This window comes from Streptomyces sp. TBY4 (genome assembly GCF_024213195.1).
Taxonomy (GTDB): domain Bacteria; phylum Actinomycetota; class Actinomycetes; order Streptomycetales; family Streptomycetaceae; genus Streptomyces.
Map to the genome: position 1 here is coordinate 451,375 of NZ_JANAVF010000004.1, position 15,057 is coordinate 466,431.

Consider the following 15,057-nt stretch of genomic DNA (forward strand, 5'->3'; position numbering starts at 1 on the left):
AATGAATCAAAGGAAAAATCCGCGGCCGGTCCGCTTGCGGATCTTCTTGCCTCGGGCGCGCAGGTCGACCAAGGCCTCGTGCGCGAGCATGAGGGCGGCGTAGGCGTCGACCTTCTTCGGGCTCTCACGGCCTTCCTTGCCGAACGAGATACCGTAGTTGTTCGTCCGGCGCCGCGCATTGAGTGCGTGCCGGCGGAGCTTGCGGTCACCGTCGTGAACGAGCTTGCGGTCGAAGATGCTGCGCATCAGTCGCTCGTGCGCCATGGTCGACGCCTTCAGTGACGCTCGCATGTCCCAGCCGATCGAATCCTTACCGGGGGCCTTCACAGCCAGGCCTTCGCCGTAGGCGTCGGACCACTCGCTGATGAAGCTTTCCCACAGTGCCACGTCGGCGTAGAAGCCCTTCACGTCGAAGGCGCGGAAGGCGTCGTGTACGGCGCTGTCCACCTGGGCGCGGGGAACGGTCCAGTCATCGCCACGTGGCCCGTCGGGCTTTTCCCAGAGGCCGAGCACCGTCGCGTACATGTCGCTGACGCGCAGTGCTACCAGGCAAGTTGAATCGTCGCGGAGGCCGCCATCGAAGCCCATGACGATCTCGTCGCCGGGCTGAAGCACCTTCGAGTCGTCGCGTAGGACATCCCACTCGGCGGGGCCGAACAGGGCGTCCTCGCTCGCGACGATCTGGTTCAGCCACATGCGCCGCGAGCGGCTGGGCGCGATCGTCGTGTCGAGGATCGACTGAAGGATCGTCTCGACCCGGAGCCAGACAGCGTCGCCGCGGATCTTCGGCAGCACGATCCGGATCGCCTCGGGGGTCAGCGGAGTCGCAGGGTGGGCCTCGATCGAGTCGTACATGACGCCGATGTCTGCGGCGCGGCCGTCGAGGATCTTCTCGAAGGCCTCGCGCATCTTCTCGGCAACGCTGTCCTCACCAGGGAGGAATGCGTTGGTGATCGCGAGGTAACGGCTGTCCTTCTTCGTGGCGTTGCCGTCGATCGTCTCGTACATGCGGTCGCCGTTGTTGCCCGTCACCCAGTGGTGGGTTTCGTTCAGCACGGTGAAGGTGACCCGGCCGCCTTCGAGGGCTCGGAACGAGCTCGTGACCGCTTCGAGCCGTTGCCGGCCGCCGTTCGCGCGGATCAGCTCGGCCCCGGCCTTAATGCCGTATGTCTCGATGAGCTTGTCGCTCATGAGGCTCGGCATCAGGGTCATGGTGTTGCGGGTCTGGTCGCGCGACACGGCGGCGATCTGCACCCATGCCTGCGGGTGAGGGACGCCGACCGGCTGCCCGCCAGGGCTCCAGTACGAGAAGCGGCTCGGGCCGACGAACTCAACGAGGCTGATCACCGCGAGGAGCGGGTCCTTGCCGTAAGCCCCAACCCTTAAGGCGCTGAAGGACTCCCTTGCGGTAGACGAAGCGGCCGGTCTGGTCGACGGCATACCACCACAAGACGAAGCGGAGCTGCTCGCGCGTGAAGCGCCAGGGCCCGCCGTCTTCAGCCTTGAGGAACTCGGCGCACCAACCTGCGATCTGCCACCCGAGGGTGTGCTCCGGAAGCTTCCAGGAACCATCCGGTTCCTGCTGCCAGGTGGGGCCGAGGAAGCTCGGGTCGAGAGCGTCGATCTCTTCTGCTGTGAGGGCTGGGATAGGACTCACCTCCCCTCGGTAGTCGGCCCGCCCGGCGTGGGCATGACCTCACTCGGCGAGTCCGAGATCCTTCTTGTAGTCGGCGATGGCGAGCACTGCCGCGGATTGCACTTCAGGCTCCGGCTCGTGCAGTTCGATACGCACGCGGCGCCGGTCGCCCTCGGCGACGAGGAGGCGCTCGAAGGCGCTGTAGATGGTCTGGAGCATCTGGCCGGACCGTTTGCCGGCATTCTTGTAGTACGACAGGTCTTCGCACAGGGAGTAGGCCAGGGCCCAGTCGCTCGCCTGATAGAAGTCGGCCTGCCCGGACTGCTTCAGGGAGTCCCACAGGCGTCGTGCGATCGGATGCCAGTCGCGATCCGCGTTCGGAGGCTTGGCGGGGCGGGCGAGTCCTCGGGTTACCGGCTGGACGTCGCTGCCCTTGCGCTCGCGGGGGCGAGCAAGGTCTGACTCGCGGTTGGGTACGGGGCCGGGGATCTCGCTCACCTCCGGAGAAGTCGTGGGCCCCCGAGGGGAGGGGTTCTCGGGGGCCGGCGCGGCTCGACGGGCTCACGGCCTGGAGCTCTGCGCGGTCACAGCAGGCCCGGGTGGGTTTCGGTCCTGCGGAACTTGCGGTCATGGCGCCTGCGGCTGGCCGCCTTCGCGGCGGCTCCCTCTCGGGAGGACTTGACCCGGTGATGCCACCCGCAGAGTGATTGCAAGTTGGCCTCGCGATGGTCATCACCGGGCTGGACGTGGTCTACGTCAGTGGCGAGGTCGGCACAGCGCACGCCGTATTGATCTCTGGCTGTGCAGCGATGGCCGTCCCTGGCCAGGACTCGGCTCCGGAGTTGCGGCCAGTTCGGCGGCAGGCGAAGCCTTCGGTCGGACGTAGTCCAGGACATGAGCCTCCTACGTCGGGTCTGGCGCAGCGGCGAAGAGGAGCTGCGGCAGGTAGCCCCCGACAGGGGGCAGCGGCGAAGGAGGCTTCGAGAGGTGGGCGCCGGAGGCGCCCTCAGAGGGAAGCCCCAGGAGGCTTGTCCCTCTACTCATATATACGGAGGCCGACGCCCGTTCTGGAAGCGATCAACTCGTGACGACTGTCACACTCTTTCAATCGGCGCACGAGGCCCGCGTGTCATCAACTCTTGCAATTGAGTCACACTCTGTCATACGGTGCGGAGCACAGAACGTAAACGACCCCGGTCGGTGCTGTAACACCGGGCCGGGGTCTTCACCTAGAGAAGAGACCTCTAGATGCGAGTGCATCGTAACCGGCACACCAGCGCCTTCGTGGTCGTGCCCAACGCCGCAGCGCGGCACCGCGACCTGTCCCTGACGGCCCGCGGCCTGCTCGTCACGCTCCTGTCCCTGCCTGACGGAACACGAGCCACCATCGACACCATCACTGACCAGGTCGAGGAAGGCCGGCGCGCTGTCGCGAAGGCCTTTACCGCCCTGGAGTCCGCGGGCTACCTGCGGCGCGAGCGCGGCCAGGACCCGGAAACAGGGCTCTGGGGCACCCAGTCCCACATCTCTGATCTGCCGATGGACCGCATCCCGGCGGCCGGTGAGCCGAGCGCTCGGAGCGTCGGCGATCTCCCCAAGGGGATAAAGAACCGGGGAAAGAACCTCCTCCTTGATCCGGCGCCGAAGCGGGCCGACAAGGTCAGCGTCGAGGAGGAGGAAGAAGTCTCCGACGCAACCAACGGCCAAGCCCCGGCTGACGCCGAGGCGGGCCGGGCAGCCGCTGCGCTTGCCCACCTCGGCGGGATCGAGCCCCGCCTCAAGCTGAGCACCGCCGAGGTCCTGCGCCTGGCCCCGCTCGCCGCCGCCTGGCTGGCCGAAGGCCACAACGCCGCGAAGATCACCGCAGCGCTGATTGCCCGCCTTCCCGAGCACGTCGACTCCGCCTTCGCACTGGTGTCCTACCGCCTGAAGAACCAGATGCCGGACCGGTCGGCACCGAAGCCCAAGCCGTTGCCGGACACCCGCGACCGCTGCGAGGTCTGCCGAGCGCCCTTCCCGCTCGGCCGCCACGGCGACGTGTGCGCTACCTGCAAGGCCGAGCTCGACCGGGCCGCCGCGCTTCTGGCGGGGACTGAGCAGGTCGAGCCGGAACCGCAGGTCGATGACCTGGCCACCGCCCGCCAGGGACGCGAGCGCTGCCGCGCCGCGATGGCTGCGTGAGGGACGAAGTGATGACCAACATGCAGATGCCCTGGTACGCCAAGGCCGTCTTCGTCGGCGGCAGGCCCCTCGTCCTAGTGGCGGCCCTCGTTATGTCCGTACCGGGCGAGATCCGGATGGCAGAGATCGCGGGGTGGCACGGCTGGGTCACCTGGCTCATGCCGGTCTGCGTCTCCGCCTACGCCGCGTGCGCCGCCGTCATTGCCACCCAGCGCCACCTTGCCAAGGCGCCGGGCCGCGTCACTGCCACCATCGGCGCCGGGGTCGCGCTGGCACTGGCGCTGTCAGCTCAGGTCGTGGCACACCTGATCGACCGTGGGTACATGACGACCTCGGCCCTGCTGGTGGCAGTTGTTTCCTCGGTGCCGCCGCTCGTTGTGGCACACATGCTGCACATGGCAGCCATGCCGGCCGAGGAGCTGGCGGCCTGGGACCGCGTACGGGAAGTCGAAGAGACGGCTGCCTATCTGGCGGGCGAACTGGCGGAGGCGCTCGACCTGGCAGGCCGCCAGCTCGTCTCGAAGAGTCACGGCGTCGCCAACGGGTACGACGAACTGGCAGAGATCATAGACGAGCTGGCCGCCGACGCCGCCGACCTGGTCGACGAGATCGCCGAGGAGCTGGCGGAGCCTGCCGCCACAGCGCCGAAGCCGCGCCGTCAGACAGTGCGGCGGAAGGCCGTCCCACTCGCCGTGGTGCAGAACACCATCGCCGCGATGAAGGTCAGCGGCGAGAAGGTCACCGCTCCGACATTGGCAGACCGACTTGGCTGCTCGGTTCGATCGGGGTACCGGTACCTCGGCCAAGTCCAGGCAATTCAGTAGAGCCCGGCCCGGCTGCATGGTCTCGCGTGCGGCCGGGCCTTGGCGTGCCGAGCTCTTCAGGGAAACACCCGCCCCGCGGAGCCCGCCCTTGTTAGCCTCCGATCATGGCGAGTGACTACCAGCCCGAAGGCCGAGCTGCGGTGGGCCCTGCGGGTGATGTTGTTACGGCAGCCTCCGCCAACGACGGGTGTCGCGACTGCGTGGCACACGCCGCACTGCACAGGCTTCGACAGGTCCTCTCCAATGTGGTCGCCCTCCAGGAAGAGTTCGCGAGTAGCGCGACACACCACCACCCTGACGACATTGGCTACGACCGGGAGTTCGCACTGCGTGAGGCTCTCGCGCAGCACTTCCCAGAGGCCGTGCTCCTCCACCGGCCCAGCATCGCGGACGAGGAGTCCGACAAGGGCTACGGGATGCCGGACATCGCCTTCGCCTCCAGAGAAGTGCAGCCTCACAGGGTCTTGAGGAATGGTCGCCTCTACATCGACCCTCGCGCCGTCCACTGCACCGTTGAGGTGAAGAGCACGCTTGACGGTAAGGAGCTAAAGAGTGCGCTGGCCGAGGTGAGCAGAGCCCAGGGAGCGTTCCGCCGACGTGTCGGTGAGGACCACTTCGAGTTCCGCGAGGCTGGCTCGCCCCTTCCCTACTTCCCGACCCAGGGCGGGGTGTTTGCGTTCCGCAGCAAGCTCAAGTTGAGCACCATCGCTGAACGAGTCACGGAGTGGACGCGGGGGAGACCCCCAGAGCTGTGGCCGCGGTTCGTAACCGTCCTAGACCGTGGGCACATCATGTGGTGCGACCGAGAGACGGGCGGCGCCCGGCCTTGGCCGGCCGCCGACAGCGTCCTGATGATGTGGGAGCATCGCCCGCCAGAGACGGACCCCACGGACCCGTTGGTCGCTATGATCACGCAACTGGACTGGATGGCCCAAGCCTGGCACGTTCCGGGAACCTGGCCGGGTCTTCGTCCACTGCGGCTCCCCCACGGCCTTCGCGTCGGCATCCCGGTCCGCCCGGATGGAGTGCCGGCGCCGCCGGACGCGAAGTGCGAGCACCTATGTGCGAACTGCCACGAGTTTGGGCGGATGACCTTCGACGCGCAGCTTCGCCAAGACGAGGCACCGACGGTCTGACGACCTTGGAACCGTGGCAAAATCCGAGCTGCTAAGACGTGGCGGTCCGCGTGCGCGTATACCGGGGGTCACCCCCCACCCCTGCCCTGCTCCCGCCTCCGGCTGCTGACGGCCCGTGCGCTACCCTCCGCGCGTCGTGCAGGCACTCACCCCCCGCACCCCCCAAGGCGGACAGGCGCCCGACTCAGGGCACGGCGGGCAGGGCCTGAGGGAGGGCAGGAACAGGCCGAGAACGGGCCTCACAGCGCCACTCAGGGGCCTTACGGGCAGGGTCGAAACCCCTTCTGACCTGCGACTTTGAGTGTGGATTTGCAAGAGTGTCACTCGGTCCGTAGTGTTCTCCATGTCGCCACCACGGAACGCCAGCCACACGGCAGGCCGGATGGGGTGGAGGCAGGCACTCGAAGCGAATGCAAGAGTTGCGAAACCGGGTTCCGATCCACTAGGTTCGGACCCAACGCCAGACCGGGAAGCCGAGAACGGGCCGCATGAGCGGCGCCGCCGAGGGAACGGAACGGCGGATCGCAGCCAAGCGAATGTAAGAGTTGCGAAACCAGGTCGAGGCCCACTAGGGTCGGAGCCAACGCCAGACCGGCCCGGCCGGAACGGCACACACACTCCCCGCCTGCTGGCCTACATGCCGCTGAGCGGACAGTACGACCACCGTCCCGATACCGCCGAGAGGCAGGCGTCGGGGGTGAAGGATGGGCGACCACGGCCCTGAAGCTGACGTACCCGGAGGCAGGGCATCCTGCCGCTGATGGGCGCGAAAGCGGACGGCATCGAGAACCCCGTCGGGTACAGCCGCTTAGGTGTAGAGAACGCTGTCCGTACCGGTCATCCAGCCGGTAGTAGTCGGACGCCTCCTTGTCTGGCGTAACTCGCTGTGCCGCGCCGTGGGATGCCCTGCGGTTCGGTGTGCAGGGGGTCAGTCAAGGTGGTCGGCAGGAACGTGACTAGGCGAGTCAGGGCTCACCGTCCATCGGACGGCCGGAAACGGACCGCGAACCTCGAAAGTGAGGCGCGCGGACCGCGCGCTTCGAAAGTGAGGCACGCGGAATGTGGACGGCAGAACGGTGGATGGTGAACGAGGCGTCGAGTGAGCCTCACCCAAATCACTCGAATTGAACATCCGGCCCTACGGGCCGGGCCTCCCGGACGCCTTGGGCGTAGGTGCGAAGCCACCGGGAGGCGCTGAGGCCGCACTGATTGAAAGAGTGTAACTAAGTAGTGCGGCTGAGATCGCAGTGCAGTTCGCGCTGCGGTACGGAGCCGGGCACCGCTCGGCCTGCGATTGGAGAAACATGACTGTGAACCTCTGCAAGGATCACCCCCTTGGCGACCTCTCCTTCTTCGAGATGGCCTGCAACCTGAGCGAGCGCAACTTCGCCATCGCCTACGAGCTGGACGGCACCCGCAGGGAGCTGCGGGATGCCTCGGACGCGTTCGAGCTCCTTCGCGAGGTGATCAACGACCTGACCACCGATCACGGCCTGGAGCTCGCGGAGCTGATCGGACTGCGCGATCACTACAAGGGTGAGGCTGGGCGATGGGAGGGGCTCTACCAGGAAGCCGATCGTGAGGCCGGCCAGTTCCGCGGCAGTGTGCGCGATCAGCTCCTTGCCTCCCATCAGGCTGACGAGATCTCCAGGGATGCAGCCAATGAGATCCTCGAAGCCCTGAAGCTCGCCCCGATCGTTGACGAGTACCGCGCCGACGTCACCATCACCATCACGTACGAAGGGCTCCGGAGTCGGGATGGGCGCGACGTGATCGAGGCCGCTGTTCGCGCTGCGGTGGACGCTGACGCGCCGAACCTGCCGGGGTTCGTCTGGGCCTACTCCGACATTCGCGTCGAGGGTGTGGAGCTCGAAGAATCCGACGTGATCTGACGCGTCAATGTAAGAGTGTAACTAGATGGGTGCTCCTTCCGCACTTGAGGCAGGAAGGGGCGCCCGTCCTGACCGGATCACGAGGACCATGTACCGCACTCTCGATATCCCAACCGCAGACGTGCTGGCCGAGTACGCCGCGCGACTCGACGACGCGCATCGCTCCTGGCCTTCCTGGTACACGGGGAAGTACGCCAATGAGGACACCCCGACCCACGTGGAGATGTTCACGTGGCACGACGACCGCTTCGGCTGGATCGGCGATAAGTCGAACTTCGAGGTGGCCCGCGACCTGATCCGCACGGCGGCCGACGAGGGACGCACGGACACCGTGGTCTCCGACGAGCAGGTGCATGACTGCGGGCGCGGTACGAGCGCCTGGGACTACGCCCAACTCTTCGTCCAGGTCTACGAGGGCGGCTGCCCCGAGGACTGCCCCGGCACGCACACGGCGGAATGCCGGCCGGGCTGTGTCCCTGACGTCGACTTCTGCCTCGGAGACGAGTGCGAGGGCGACTGCCACGGCACCCGTGCGTACACCGCCGCCTTCCGTGCGGCCGTCGCCTTGGCCCAGTTCGTCAAGGACGACCATCCGTTCCTCGACGAGGACGATTACTACGACCAGCGCCGCCAGGTCTTCGAGGGGAACCTCGACGAGGCCCTGGAGGACGTGAAGCTGCACTACCCGTACGACTCCGAGACCGACCACCAGGGCATCGTCGAGCACGCCTCCGACTGCCTGTGGGACCTGGAGTACCGGGACTCGGACGGCCATGCCGACTGGGACGGCGTGCGAGACGCCTACGACTACGGCCGCGGTGAGCACTTCCTCGCGCTGGGTCGTGACTTCCTGCGCAACGAGATCTCGGGGCAGCTCGCCCTCATGCCGGCCTGACCCCTCCCCTGAACCGCCACCCCTCCCTGCGCCTCCCCTCCCGGGGAGGGGTGGCTCTCCATCCGAATGCGAGGACACATGCGCACTACCACCCGCCCGTACGAGGTCCGTGTCTGGAACGAGGTCGCCGACCTTCTCGGACTCTGGGAGATCCGGCGGACCGGCAAGGACCGATACGTCGTCACCTACGACCACCGCGAGGAGACCCGGTTCGACGACCGGGACGACGCCCTGAGCTTTGCCCGCTTCGGCGCCGAGGCCCTCGTTGAGACCTCCCGCCGTGACTGCCTGTGCGAAGGCGATCCCGACTGCGGGTTCTGGGAGCCCCATGGCATTTCCGTTCAGGAGGTCAAGCCCGAGCTCTCCCTCATCACCCCGCCCCTGCTTTGCCTGTAGACGACCCCACCACCACCGGAGTGACACACATGCGTGCCTTCAAGCGCCTCACCCTGCCCTTCATGAACCGCAAGGGCATGCCGGCCGCCCCGTCCAGGCTCCGTCGCCTCCTGAATCCCTGGGGTGTCATGCGTACCCACCGTGACAGCACGGTTGTCGCGCTGACCATCGCGGCCGACATCGTCGGCGCCCTGGAAGACGAGCTCTACGCACTGCGGACCGCAGCGGACGACCTGGTGGACCTCCTTGACGACGGCATGCTGGCGTCCGGTATCGCCGAGCACCTGAACTGCGGGGAGGTCGAGCGCCTCGCGGACTTCCTCAAGGCCCACGACCAGTTCCGTGCTGCCGAATTGTGGCTGGAGTGCCACGCCGAGAGCGACGACGAAGGCGACTCCCACTACAAGGGCGAGACGTCTCAGCTCGCCCTGACGGCCTGAGGCGGAGCGATGGTCGAGTGTGACTTCTGCGGCCTGCCCGGCGCCCGGTGGCTCTACGTCCCCCAGGACCGGGCCCGCGTCGCCCTGATGAGTAACGAGGGAGTGGTGGCCCCCCTCCTGAACGATGGTCGGTGGCGAGCCTGCGACCTCTGCGCGCAGCTCGTCGACACGAACGACATGGCCGGTCTCGTGGCCCGCTGCCTGTCCACCTTGCGGATGCTCGGAGCGCCCGTGCCGGACGGCGGTCCGGACCTTGAACACGTGGCCATGGTCGTCATGGCCAACTTCGCGACCGTGCTGGTCGGGAGGCCCACCAAGAAGACCTTGCAGGGGAGGGCCACGTGACCTGGCCCTACGACCTCTACATCTGCGACTGCGGATACGGACAGCCCGAGGACCACGACGGCTCGTGCGGGGCCTGGAGGCACGGCGGCACCTGGCACGACTACGGCTACCGCCAGGCGTTCGAGGCCGCCGCCCGCGAGGGTCACGCCTACGTCGAGAGCACCAGCCCGCACAACGGCCGCAAGGCCGTCGTCTTCCAGCACGTCCAGGGCGGAGGGCTCTGCGAGCTGTGCGGCCCCGCGACTGGCCGCCGAGGCCCGTACACGCGCTCTCCGAATGGCCGGCGGTTCCTGTGCGACCCGTGCGTCCGTGACCTCCAGGGCGCCCTGGACGACCTGCACAAGTCGAGCGGGGCCTACCGCACACGGGAGCTGTGGCCCGTCCTCGAAGACTCCGACCGCTAAGCGATCACCAGGCGAAACCTCCGAAAGGGGGTCGCGGGGCGCTGGTTTGCCCCGCCTGACGATGCCAGCCCGCATCGCGCACAAGGAGTCCCATGAAACAGATCTTCGACGCCCTCTTGCCCGTCATCCTCGCCAGCGCCGTCTGGACCCTGCTGGGCGAGAAGAACCCCAACATCGTGCTGTTCGTGGCGTCGGTGTTCGTCGCCCACTACGCCATCAAGGGCGTGCGAACCCTCAGCGGCTACGTCCACGGCCGCGCCACCCAGAGCTGAACACTCTCCGCCGGGCCGGGCGACTGGCCCGGCGGCCCCCTTTGACAGCGAGGACCACATGACCGCCTCAACCCTGTCCATGACCGTCCAGCCGCGCGTCTGGATTTGCTGCCTGGCCTGCTACAACTCCGGTTATCTGACCGGGGATTGGTACGACGCCGACACGGGAGACCTTGTCACCCCCGAAGATCTTCATGGTGGATCAACGGACCACGAAGAGCTGTGGGTCACGGACCACGACGAGTTCCACGGCGCCCTTGAGGGGGAGTGCTCCCCAGCGCACGCCGCCGAGATCGCCGAGGCCCTTCAGGGCCTCACGCACGACGAGCTCGGCCCGTTCTCAGCCTGGGTCGCCGAGTGGGGCGACGACGTCGACAACGCCCACTGGCTCGACCGCTTCCGCGAGGAGTACCGCGGCTTCCACGAGTCCGAGGGGCACTACGCCCAGGAGTGGGCCGAGGAGAAGTCTTCCGAGGACACGGAGCGCATGACGCGCTGGCCGTGGAACTCGATCGACTGGGACCGCGCCGCCGAGGAGCTCTTCTCCAGCGGCCTTCACGCCGAGCCCGCGTACGGCGGCATCTACGTCTTCAGCCCGCGATGAACACCGAACCCTGTGTCGAGTGCAGAGCCATTCCCGAGCTCCTCGACGAAGACCTGACCTGTGCTTTCTGCCGCATCGGCCTGTACCTGAAGGACGCCCTGATGAAGATGACCGTGAAGTTCCCCGTCGAGACCATCACCCACGGGGAGATCGAGATCGACCTCGACGTACCGGAGGAGTTCGTCGACGAGGACGGTGAACTCTTCGACGAGGACGGCCTGCGCGACTGGCTCAACGAGAACGAGAACAAGTGGTACGAGCTGGGCCCCGTCTTCGAGGAGATCCAGTCGAAGGAAGTCATCGAGATCGCCAACGCGTACCGATGACGACGAACATCCCGCTGAACGACCGGGTCAAGCACCTCGTCACCGAGCTGGACGAGGCCATCGCCACGATGCGCCAGGAGCCCGAGCCGGGCCGTACCTGGTCCTGGGAAGACGAGCACGTTGCCGGGCTGAACCTGGCCGACGCTGCCGAAGCGCTGATTCTCGCGCTCCCCACCGTCATCTGGCCGGCCGCCTGGTTCAAGGACGAGCCGAAGGCCGCGCGCCCCCCTCTGACCCTCTACGAGCAGCAGCTCGTCACCGAGCTCATCGCTCAGCTCGACCTCTGACCCCACACATCAAGTCCGCGCCCGCCCCGCCCGTCGAAGGACACGGGGCGGGCGCCCTCCAAGGGATACCTATGAGCTCGATGACCTGCCGCGACTGCGGCATCGGCCCCTACGGGGCCCAGCCCTCCGGCCTCTTCCTCTGCGATCACTGCGGGCACCTCCTCGACCTCGATACGGCCTGGTTCGACCCCGCCGAAGTAGTCGTCGTCGGCACGGACGGCACCCTGCTCCACTACCTCAGCCCGCACGCCTGCCTGACGTGGATGGACGACATCCGCGACCTCCCCACGGGCGACTGGGCCCTCGCGATGGAAGCCCTCGGCCAGTTCAAGCGCGCGGCCAAGGAACTTGAAGCCGCCCTCCGTGCCGGCCTGCCCTACAGCATCCCCGCCTGACCGATGGAGACCTCCATGAACCACCACGCGACGTTCACGTTCCCCGAGGGAGACCTCAACGTCACGGCCCTACCGGCCAAGACGGCGGAGGAGAACTGGGGAGGCACGCGGAAGCATGTCGTCTATTCCCGCCTGGCCATCAGCTCCTCGACCGACGAGGAGCAGCCCGGCTTCCTGAAGATCCGGGGGCGGTACTACCGCGTCGGCGCACGGCGTATCCGGTCCCTTGACGAGCAGGTCAGCAGGCTGGGGCGCTGGCGATGGGACAACGCCCTGCACCGCTGGGAGTACACCAACCAGGTCGAAAAGGAGGTCGGTTGGGACACGTCCGCAGCCCGACGCCTCGGCCAGATGGTTGATGAAGCCGCCGACCGGTTTGAGGCGGAGTACCCGCACTGGCGTCGGATCAGCGAGCGCCTGGAGCTCGAAGCCCACCTCCGCAACGCCGAGGCGCACCGCGGACAGGTCTGCGACGAGCTGCGCAAGGCCGACACGAAGATCACCGACCTCCACGCCCGGATAGCCGCCTACGCCGAGGGAACGCCGTGATCACCCTCCGCTCATCTGTCAACGTCGTGGACGTGGCCTGATGTCCCTGACCCGCCTCGACACCGCCGGAGCGCTCGGCGTCCCCGACGACCTGGATCTCTCCGGCAAGACACCGGAAGAACTCGCGGAGATCGCCGCGCCCTGGCCCGCCCACTGGCTCTACCCCCCGAAGCCCGGGGACCCCGACCGAGTCGTCAACCTCTTCGCGGGACCGGGAGGCTGGGACGTCGGCGTACGGGACGTGCTGCAACACGAGCTCGACATCGTGGGCGTCGAGATGCACAAGGGCGCTTCAGCAACAGCCTGCGCGGCAGGGTTCCGACGCATCACCGCCGACGTCCGCTCCCTCAACCCGAAGCACCCGGCGCTGCGCTGGGTACGCGGACTGATCGTCTCCGCGCCCTGCCAGTGCTGGTCACCGGCCGGCAAGCGCGCCGGACTCGACCCCCGCAATCAGGAACTGCTGCTCGACATCTTCACGGCGGCGTTCGAGGCCACCTTCGGACACTGGCACGACAGCGCAGACTGCGGCGCCTGCGAGGTGGAGGACATCTGCCTCATCTGCAACAACCCCGACTGGGACGGCTACGCGGGGTTCACCGGCCCCTTGCTCACCCTGGACGAGGTCCGCGCCCCGATCGCCGACATGACGGACGAGCGAATCGGCCTCGTCGCCGAGGTGCTGATCTGGGCGCTCACCCTCACCGCCCAGTGGGACAACCTCCGCTGGCTGGCCATGGAACAGAGCTCGGCCCTGCCCGAGCTCATCCTCGACGGACTGCGCGAAGAACTGTGGTCGGCGGACTGGTGCAGCGCGGAGTACCGCGTCCTTGACGCCGTGGACTACGGCCTCGCCTCCCGGCGCAAGCGCGTCTTCCTCATGGCGGCCCGCCACGCTTACGTCGACATGGACGCTCTCACGCCCAAGGCGCCCATGCCGGCCACCGCCGCCGCCCAGGCGCTCGGCTGGCCCGAAGGTATCCGCGTCAACACCAGAGGCGTCCGCAAGACGGCGGGCGGGAACTGCTGGTCGGCGGACAAACCCGCGACCGGCATCACCAGCAAAATCCGCGGCTGGTACTGGGAGCACGACAAGGACCGGACATTCAGCCTCGACGAGGCCGCCCTCCTGGTGGGCTTCCGCCCTGGCTACCCGTGGACCGGCTCCCGGTCGAGCTGCACGCAGCAGATCGGCGACGTCGTTGCCCCACCGATGAGCGCCGTCGTCATCGGCAGCCTCCTCTCTCGGCACTGGGAGGACCACCTCCGCCGGTACCTCGCCGACATCTACACCCCCACCCTCACCCCTGCCGAGCCCGTTCACGTGCTCGCCGCCTGACCACCCGAGGAAGAGACCATGCGCGCGAACCTCCTGCTCATGCACTACGCCCGCAGCCCCCTCGACTGCCCCGTCTGCGAGGCGGACCGGCTCACCTCCATGGCTGACGCCCGCGCCGGCATCTGCATCGCCTCCGGCGTCGCGATCGAGGACATCGACCCTGCCTCCGGATACGACCACTCCCGACGCGGATACGACCGAGTCCGAGCCTCCTGGATCGACCTGATCCGCCAGCACGGCGCCAGCGAGTTCTACGAGATACCCGACGTCGCCAAGGTCCGCGCCCGGTGGGCCGAGAAGCGGCCCGACTTCGTCGAGGGCGACGACTGGCTGACCGAAGCCTTCGAGGCCCACCGGCAGTTCATCACCGCCCTCGGCCGGCTGTGCCGCCGGACGTCCTGCGACATCCACTTCCCCGCCCCGACCCTCTGACCCGTACGGAGAACCATGACTGAGACCATCACCACCACCAACGACGGCCGCTTCCGCGTCCGCCTGGTCCCCGACGAGGACGCCCGCAACCCGCGCGAGGACTTCGACCACCTGGCGCACGTGATCACCATCGACACCCACCTCGGCCAGTACGCCCCTGTCGACAAGGACGGCGGCCCCCTGGCCGAAGCCTGGGAGCGCGTGAGCTGGAACCGGTGGAAGGGCATCGACACCTTCACTCGCTGGGCCCGGATCTTCCACAACGCGATCGTCATCGAGTCCCGGCCGGCACGAGGACCCGTATCCCTCTGGTACCTGATGCGCGAGGACGCTGAAGACCTCGGCATGCTGCCCGAGGCGTACCTCGACGCCGAGCGCGCCGAGTACCAGGCATGGGCCGAGGGAGACGTGTACGGCTACATCGTCGAAGAGGCCGTCGACTGGCTGCGCGCCGACGACCAGGGCGCCAGCATGTCCACCTGGGAAGAGATAGACGCCTGCTGGGGCCACTACGGATTCGACTGGGCGGTCACCGCGGCCAAGCAGGCCCTCGCACTGCACGTCGGTCGGCGGCAGGTCTCCGCGTGAAGCCCGGGGTGGACTACGTCTGGTGCGGTCCGTGCGGCCGTGGCCGCCTGTACGCCGTCCCGAGCGGGGAGTTCTCCTGCTCTAGCTGCGGATCAGACATCGACGCCGCCCTCGAC

At 67.5% G+C, this 15,057-nt stretch carries 20 protein-coding genes and 1 other RNA gene; 19 read left to right on the forward strand and 2 right to left on the reverse strand.

Going from position 1 to position 15,057, the window contains the following annotated elements:
* Window positions 1–6: 6 nt before the first annotated feature.
* Together NLX94_RS12815 and NLX94_RS12820 are read right to left on the reverse strand one after the other, a co-directional pair.
* Entirely contained in the window at window positions 7–1,347 is a 1,341-nt protein-coding gene (locus NLX94_RS12815) for a terminase (protein ID WP_254382794.1), read from the reverse strand.
* Window positions 1,348–1,696: 349 nt separating this feature from the next.
* Window positions 1,697–2,134: a hypothetical protein gene (locus NLX94_RS12820; protein ID WP_254382795.1), complete on the reverse strand. Its 438-nt coding sequence runs from the start codon at window positions 2,132–2,134 to the stop codon at window positions 1,697–1,699.
* 750 nt (window positions 2,135–2,884) lie between these two features.
* On the opposite strand from NLX94_RS12820, the gene NLX94_RS12830 reads away from it, so the two are divergent.
* The 19 genes from NLX94_RS12830 to NLX94_RS12920 all read left to right on the forward strand — a co-directional run bounded on the left by NLX94_RS12830 (window position 2,885) and on the right by NLX94_RS12920 (window position 14,941).
* A complete protein-coding gene (locus tag NLX94_RS12830; protein ID WP_254382797.1) occupies window positions 2,885–3,817 on the forward strand; it encodes a helix-turn-helix domain-containing protein in 933 nt (310 codons plus the stop codon).
* Between the two features lie 11 nt (window positions 3,818–3,828).
* Window positions 3,829–4,641 (forward strand): hypothetical protein, encoded by an 813-nt coding sequence (locus NLX94_RS12835; RefSeq protein ID WP_254382798.1) that lies wholly within the window; start codon window positions 3,829–3,831, stop codon window positions 4,639–4,641.
* A 104-nt stretch (window positions 4,642–4,745) separates the two neighbouring features.
* Window positions 4,746–5,777, forward strand: a complete 1,032-nt coding sequence (locus tag NLX94_RS12840; RefSeq protein ID WP_254382799.1) for a DUF6602 domain-containing protein — start codon at window positions 4,746–4,748, stop codon at window positions 5,775–5,777.
* A gap of 1,304 nt (window positions 5,778–7,081) precedes the next feature.
* Window positions 7,082–7,669 carry a hypothetical protein gene (locus NLX94_RS12845; protein ID WP_254382800.1) on the forward strand — a complete coding sequence of 196 codons (588 nt, stop codon included), beginning with the start codon at window positions 7,082–7,084 and terminating at the stop codon, window positions 7,667–7,669.
* Window positions 7,670–7,757: 88 nt separating this feature from the next.
* On the forward strand, window positions 7,758–8,564 hold the full coding sequence (locus NLX94_RS12850; RefSeq protein ID WP_254382801.1) for a hypothetical protein: 807 nt from the start codon (window positions 7,758–7,760) through the stop codon (window positions 8,562–8,564).
* Between the two features lie 78 nt (window positions 8,565–8,642).
* On the forward strand, window positions 8,643–8,960 hold the full coding sequence (locus NLX94_RS12855) for a hypothetical protein (RefSeq protein WP_254382802.1): 318 nt from the start codon (window positions 8,643–8,645) through the stop codon (window positions 8,958–8,960).
* Window positions 8,961–8,989: 29 nt separating this feature from the next.
* Window positions 8,990–9,400, forward strand: a complete 411-nt coding sequence (locus tag NLX94_RS12860) for a hypothetical protein (protein WP_254382803.1) — start codon at window positions 8,990–8,992, stop codon at window positions 9,398–9,400.
* A 9-nt stretch (window positions 9,401–9,409) separates the two neighbouring features.
* Window positions 9,410–9,745 (forward strand): hypothetical protein, encoded by a 336-nt coding sequence (locus tag NLX94_RS12865; protein ID WP_254382804.1) that lies wholly within the window; start codon window positions 9,410–9,412, stop codon window positions 9,743–9,745.
* The gene (locus NLX94_RS12870) at window positions 9,742–10,149 is read left to right on the forward strand and encodes a hypothetical protein (protein WP_254382805.1); all 408 of its coding nucleotides are present in this window, start codon (window positions 9,742–9,744) and stop codon (window positions 10,147–10,149) included. The genes NLX94_RS12865 and NLX94_RS12870 overlap by 4 nt, the downstream gene beginning before the upstream one ends.
* Window positions 10,150–10,158: 9 nt before the next feature.
* An RNA gene (locus NLX94_RS12875) (hammerhead ribozyme type II) lies at window positions 10,159–10,223 on the forward strand.
* A gap of 18 nt (window positions 10,224–10,241) precedes the next feature.
* Window positions 10,242–10,421: a hypothetical protein gene (locus tag NLX94_RS12880; RefSeq protein ID WP_254382806.1), complete on the forward strand. Its 180-nt coding sequence runs from the start codon at window positions 10,242–10,244 to the stop codon at window positions 10,419–10,421.
* Between the two features lie 58 nt (window positions 10,422–10,479).
* Window positions 10,480–11,025 (forward strand): antirestriction protein ArdA, encoded by a 546-nt coding sequence (locus tag NLX94_RS12885; RefSeq protein WP_254382807.1) that lies wholly within the window; start codon window positions 10,480–10,482, stop codon window positions 11,023–11,025.
* Entirely contained in the window at window positions 11,022–11,351 is a 330-nt protein-coding gene (locus NLX94_RS12890; RefSeq protein ID WP_254382808.1) for a hypothetical protein, read from the forward strand. The genes NLX94_RS12885 and NLX94_RS12890 overlap by 4 nt, the downstream gene beginning before the upstream one ends.
* A complete protein-coding gene (locus NLX94_RS12895; RefSeq protein WP_254382809.1) occupies window positions 11,348–11,638 on the forward strand; it encodes a hypothetical protein in 291 nt (96 codons plus the stop codon). Before NLX94_RS12890 ends, NLX94_RS12895 begins: the two co-directional genes overlap by 4 nt.
* A gap of 71 nt (window positions 11,639–11,709) precedes the next feature.
* Complete coding sequence (locus tag NLX94_RS12900; RefSeq protein ID WP_254382810.1) at window positions 11,710–12,033, forward strand: hypothetical protein; 324 nt, start codon at window positions 11,710–11,712, stop codon at window positions 12,031–12,033.
* Window positions 12,034–12,048: 15 nt separating this feature from the next.
* Window positions 12,049–12,582: a hypothetical protein gene (locus NLX94_RS12905; protein ID WP_254382811.1), complete on the forward strand. Its 534-nt coding sequence runs from the start codon at window positions 12,049–12,051 to the stop codon at window positions 12,580–12,582.
* A 40-nt stretch (window positions 12,583–12,622) separates the two neighbouring features.
* Window positions 12,623–13,921 (forward strand): DNA cytosine methyltransferase, encoded by a 1,299-nt coding sequence (locus tag NLX94_RS12910; RefSeq protein ID WP_254382812.1) that lies wholly within the window; start codon window positions 12,623–12,625, stop codon window positions 13,919–13,921.
* An 18-nt stretch (window positions 13,922–13,939) separates the two neighbouring features.
* A complete protein-coding gene (locus NLX94_RS12915; RefSeq protein ID WP_254382813.1) occupies window positions 13,940–14,353 on the forward strand; it encodes a hypothetical protein in 414 nt (137 codons plus the stop codon).
* Between the two features lie 15 nt (window positions 14,354–14,368).
* Window positions 14,369–14,941: a hypothetical protein gene (locus tag NLX94_RS12920; protein ID WP_254382814.1), complete on the forward strand. Its 573-nt coding sequence runs from the start codon at window positions 14,369–14,371 to the stop codon at window positions 14,939–14,941.
* Window positions 14,942–15,057: the final 116 nt, after the last annotated feature.

Bases quoted from the DNA above. Each gene is read 5' to 3' on its own strand.
- NLX94_RS12830 (WP_254382797.1), top strand. From the start codon at position 2,885: ATGCGAGTGCATCGTAACCGGCACACCAGCGCCTTCGTGGTCGTGCCC.
- NLX94_RS12835 (WP_254382798.1), top strand. From the start codon at position 3,829: ATGACCAACATGCAGATGCCCTGGTACGCCAAGGCCGTCTTCGTCGGC.
- NLX94_RS12840 (WP_254382799.1), top strand. From the start codon at position 4,746: ATGGCGAGTGACTACCAGCCCGAAGGCCGAGCTGCGGTGGGCCCTGCG.
- NLX94_RS12845 (WP_254382800.1), top strand. From the start codon at position 7,082: ATGACTGTGAACCTCTGCAAGGATCACCCCCTTGGCGACCTCTCCTTC.
- NLX94_RS12850 (WP_254382801.1), top strand. From the start codon at position 7,758: ATGTACCGCACTCTCGATATCCCAACCGCAGACGTGCTGGCCGAGTAC.
- NLX94_RS12855 (WP_254382802.1), top strand. From the start codon at position 8,643: ATGCGCACTACCACCCGCCCGTACGAGGTCCGTGTCTGGAACGAGGTC.
- NLX94_RS12860 (WP_254382803.1), top strand. From the start codon at position 8,990: ATGCGTGCCTTCAAGCGCCTCACCCTGCCCTTCATGAACCGCAAGGGC.
- NLX94_RS12865 (WP_254382804.1), top strand. From the start codon at position 9,410: ATGGTCGAGTGTGACTTCTGCGGCCTGCCCGGCGCCCGGTGGCTCTAC.
- NLX94_RS12880 (WP_254382806.1), top strand. From the start codon at position 10,242: ATGAAACAGATCTTCGACGCCCTCTTGCCCGTCATCCTCGCCAGCGCC.
- NLX94_RS12885 (WP_254382807.1), top strand. From the start codon at position 10,480: ATGACCGCCTCAACCCTGTCCATGACCGTCCAGCCGCGCGTCTGGATT.
- NLX94_RS12890 (WP_254382808.1), top strand. From the start codon at position 11,022: ATGAACACCGAACCCTGTGTCGAGTGCAGAGCCATTCCCGAGCTCCTC.
- NLX94_RS12895 (WP_254382809.1), top strand. From the start codon at position 11,348: ATGACGACGAACATCCCGCTGAACGACCGGGTCAAGCACCTCGTCACC.
- NLX94_RS12900 (WP_254382810.1), top strand. From the start codon at position 11,710: ATGAGCTCGATGACCTGCCGCGACTGCGGCATCGGCCCCTACGGGGCC.
- NLX94_RS12905 (WP_254382811.1), top strand. From the start codon at position 12,049: ATGAACCACCACGCGACGTTCACGTTCCCCGAGGGAGACCTCAACGTC.
- NLX94_RS12910 (WP_254382812.1), top strand. From the start codon at position 12,623: ATGTCCCTGACCCGCCTCGACACCGCCGGAGCGCTCGGCGTCCCCGAC.
- NLX94_RS12915 (WP_254382813.1), top strand. From the start codon at position 13,940: ATGCGCGCGAACCTCCTGCTCATGCACTACGCCCGCAGCCCCCTCGAC.
- NLX94_RS12920 (WP_254382814.1), top strand. From the start codon at position 14,369: ATGACTGAGACCATCACCACCACCAACGACGGCCGCTTCCGCGTCCGC.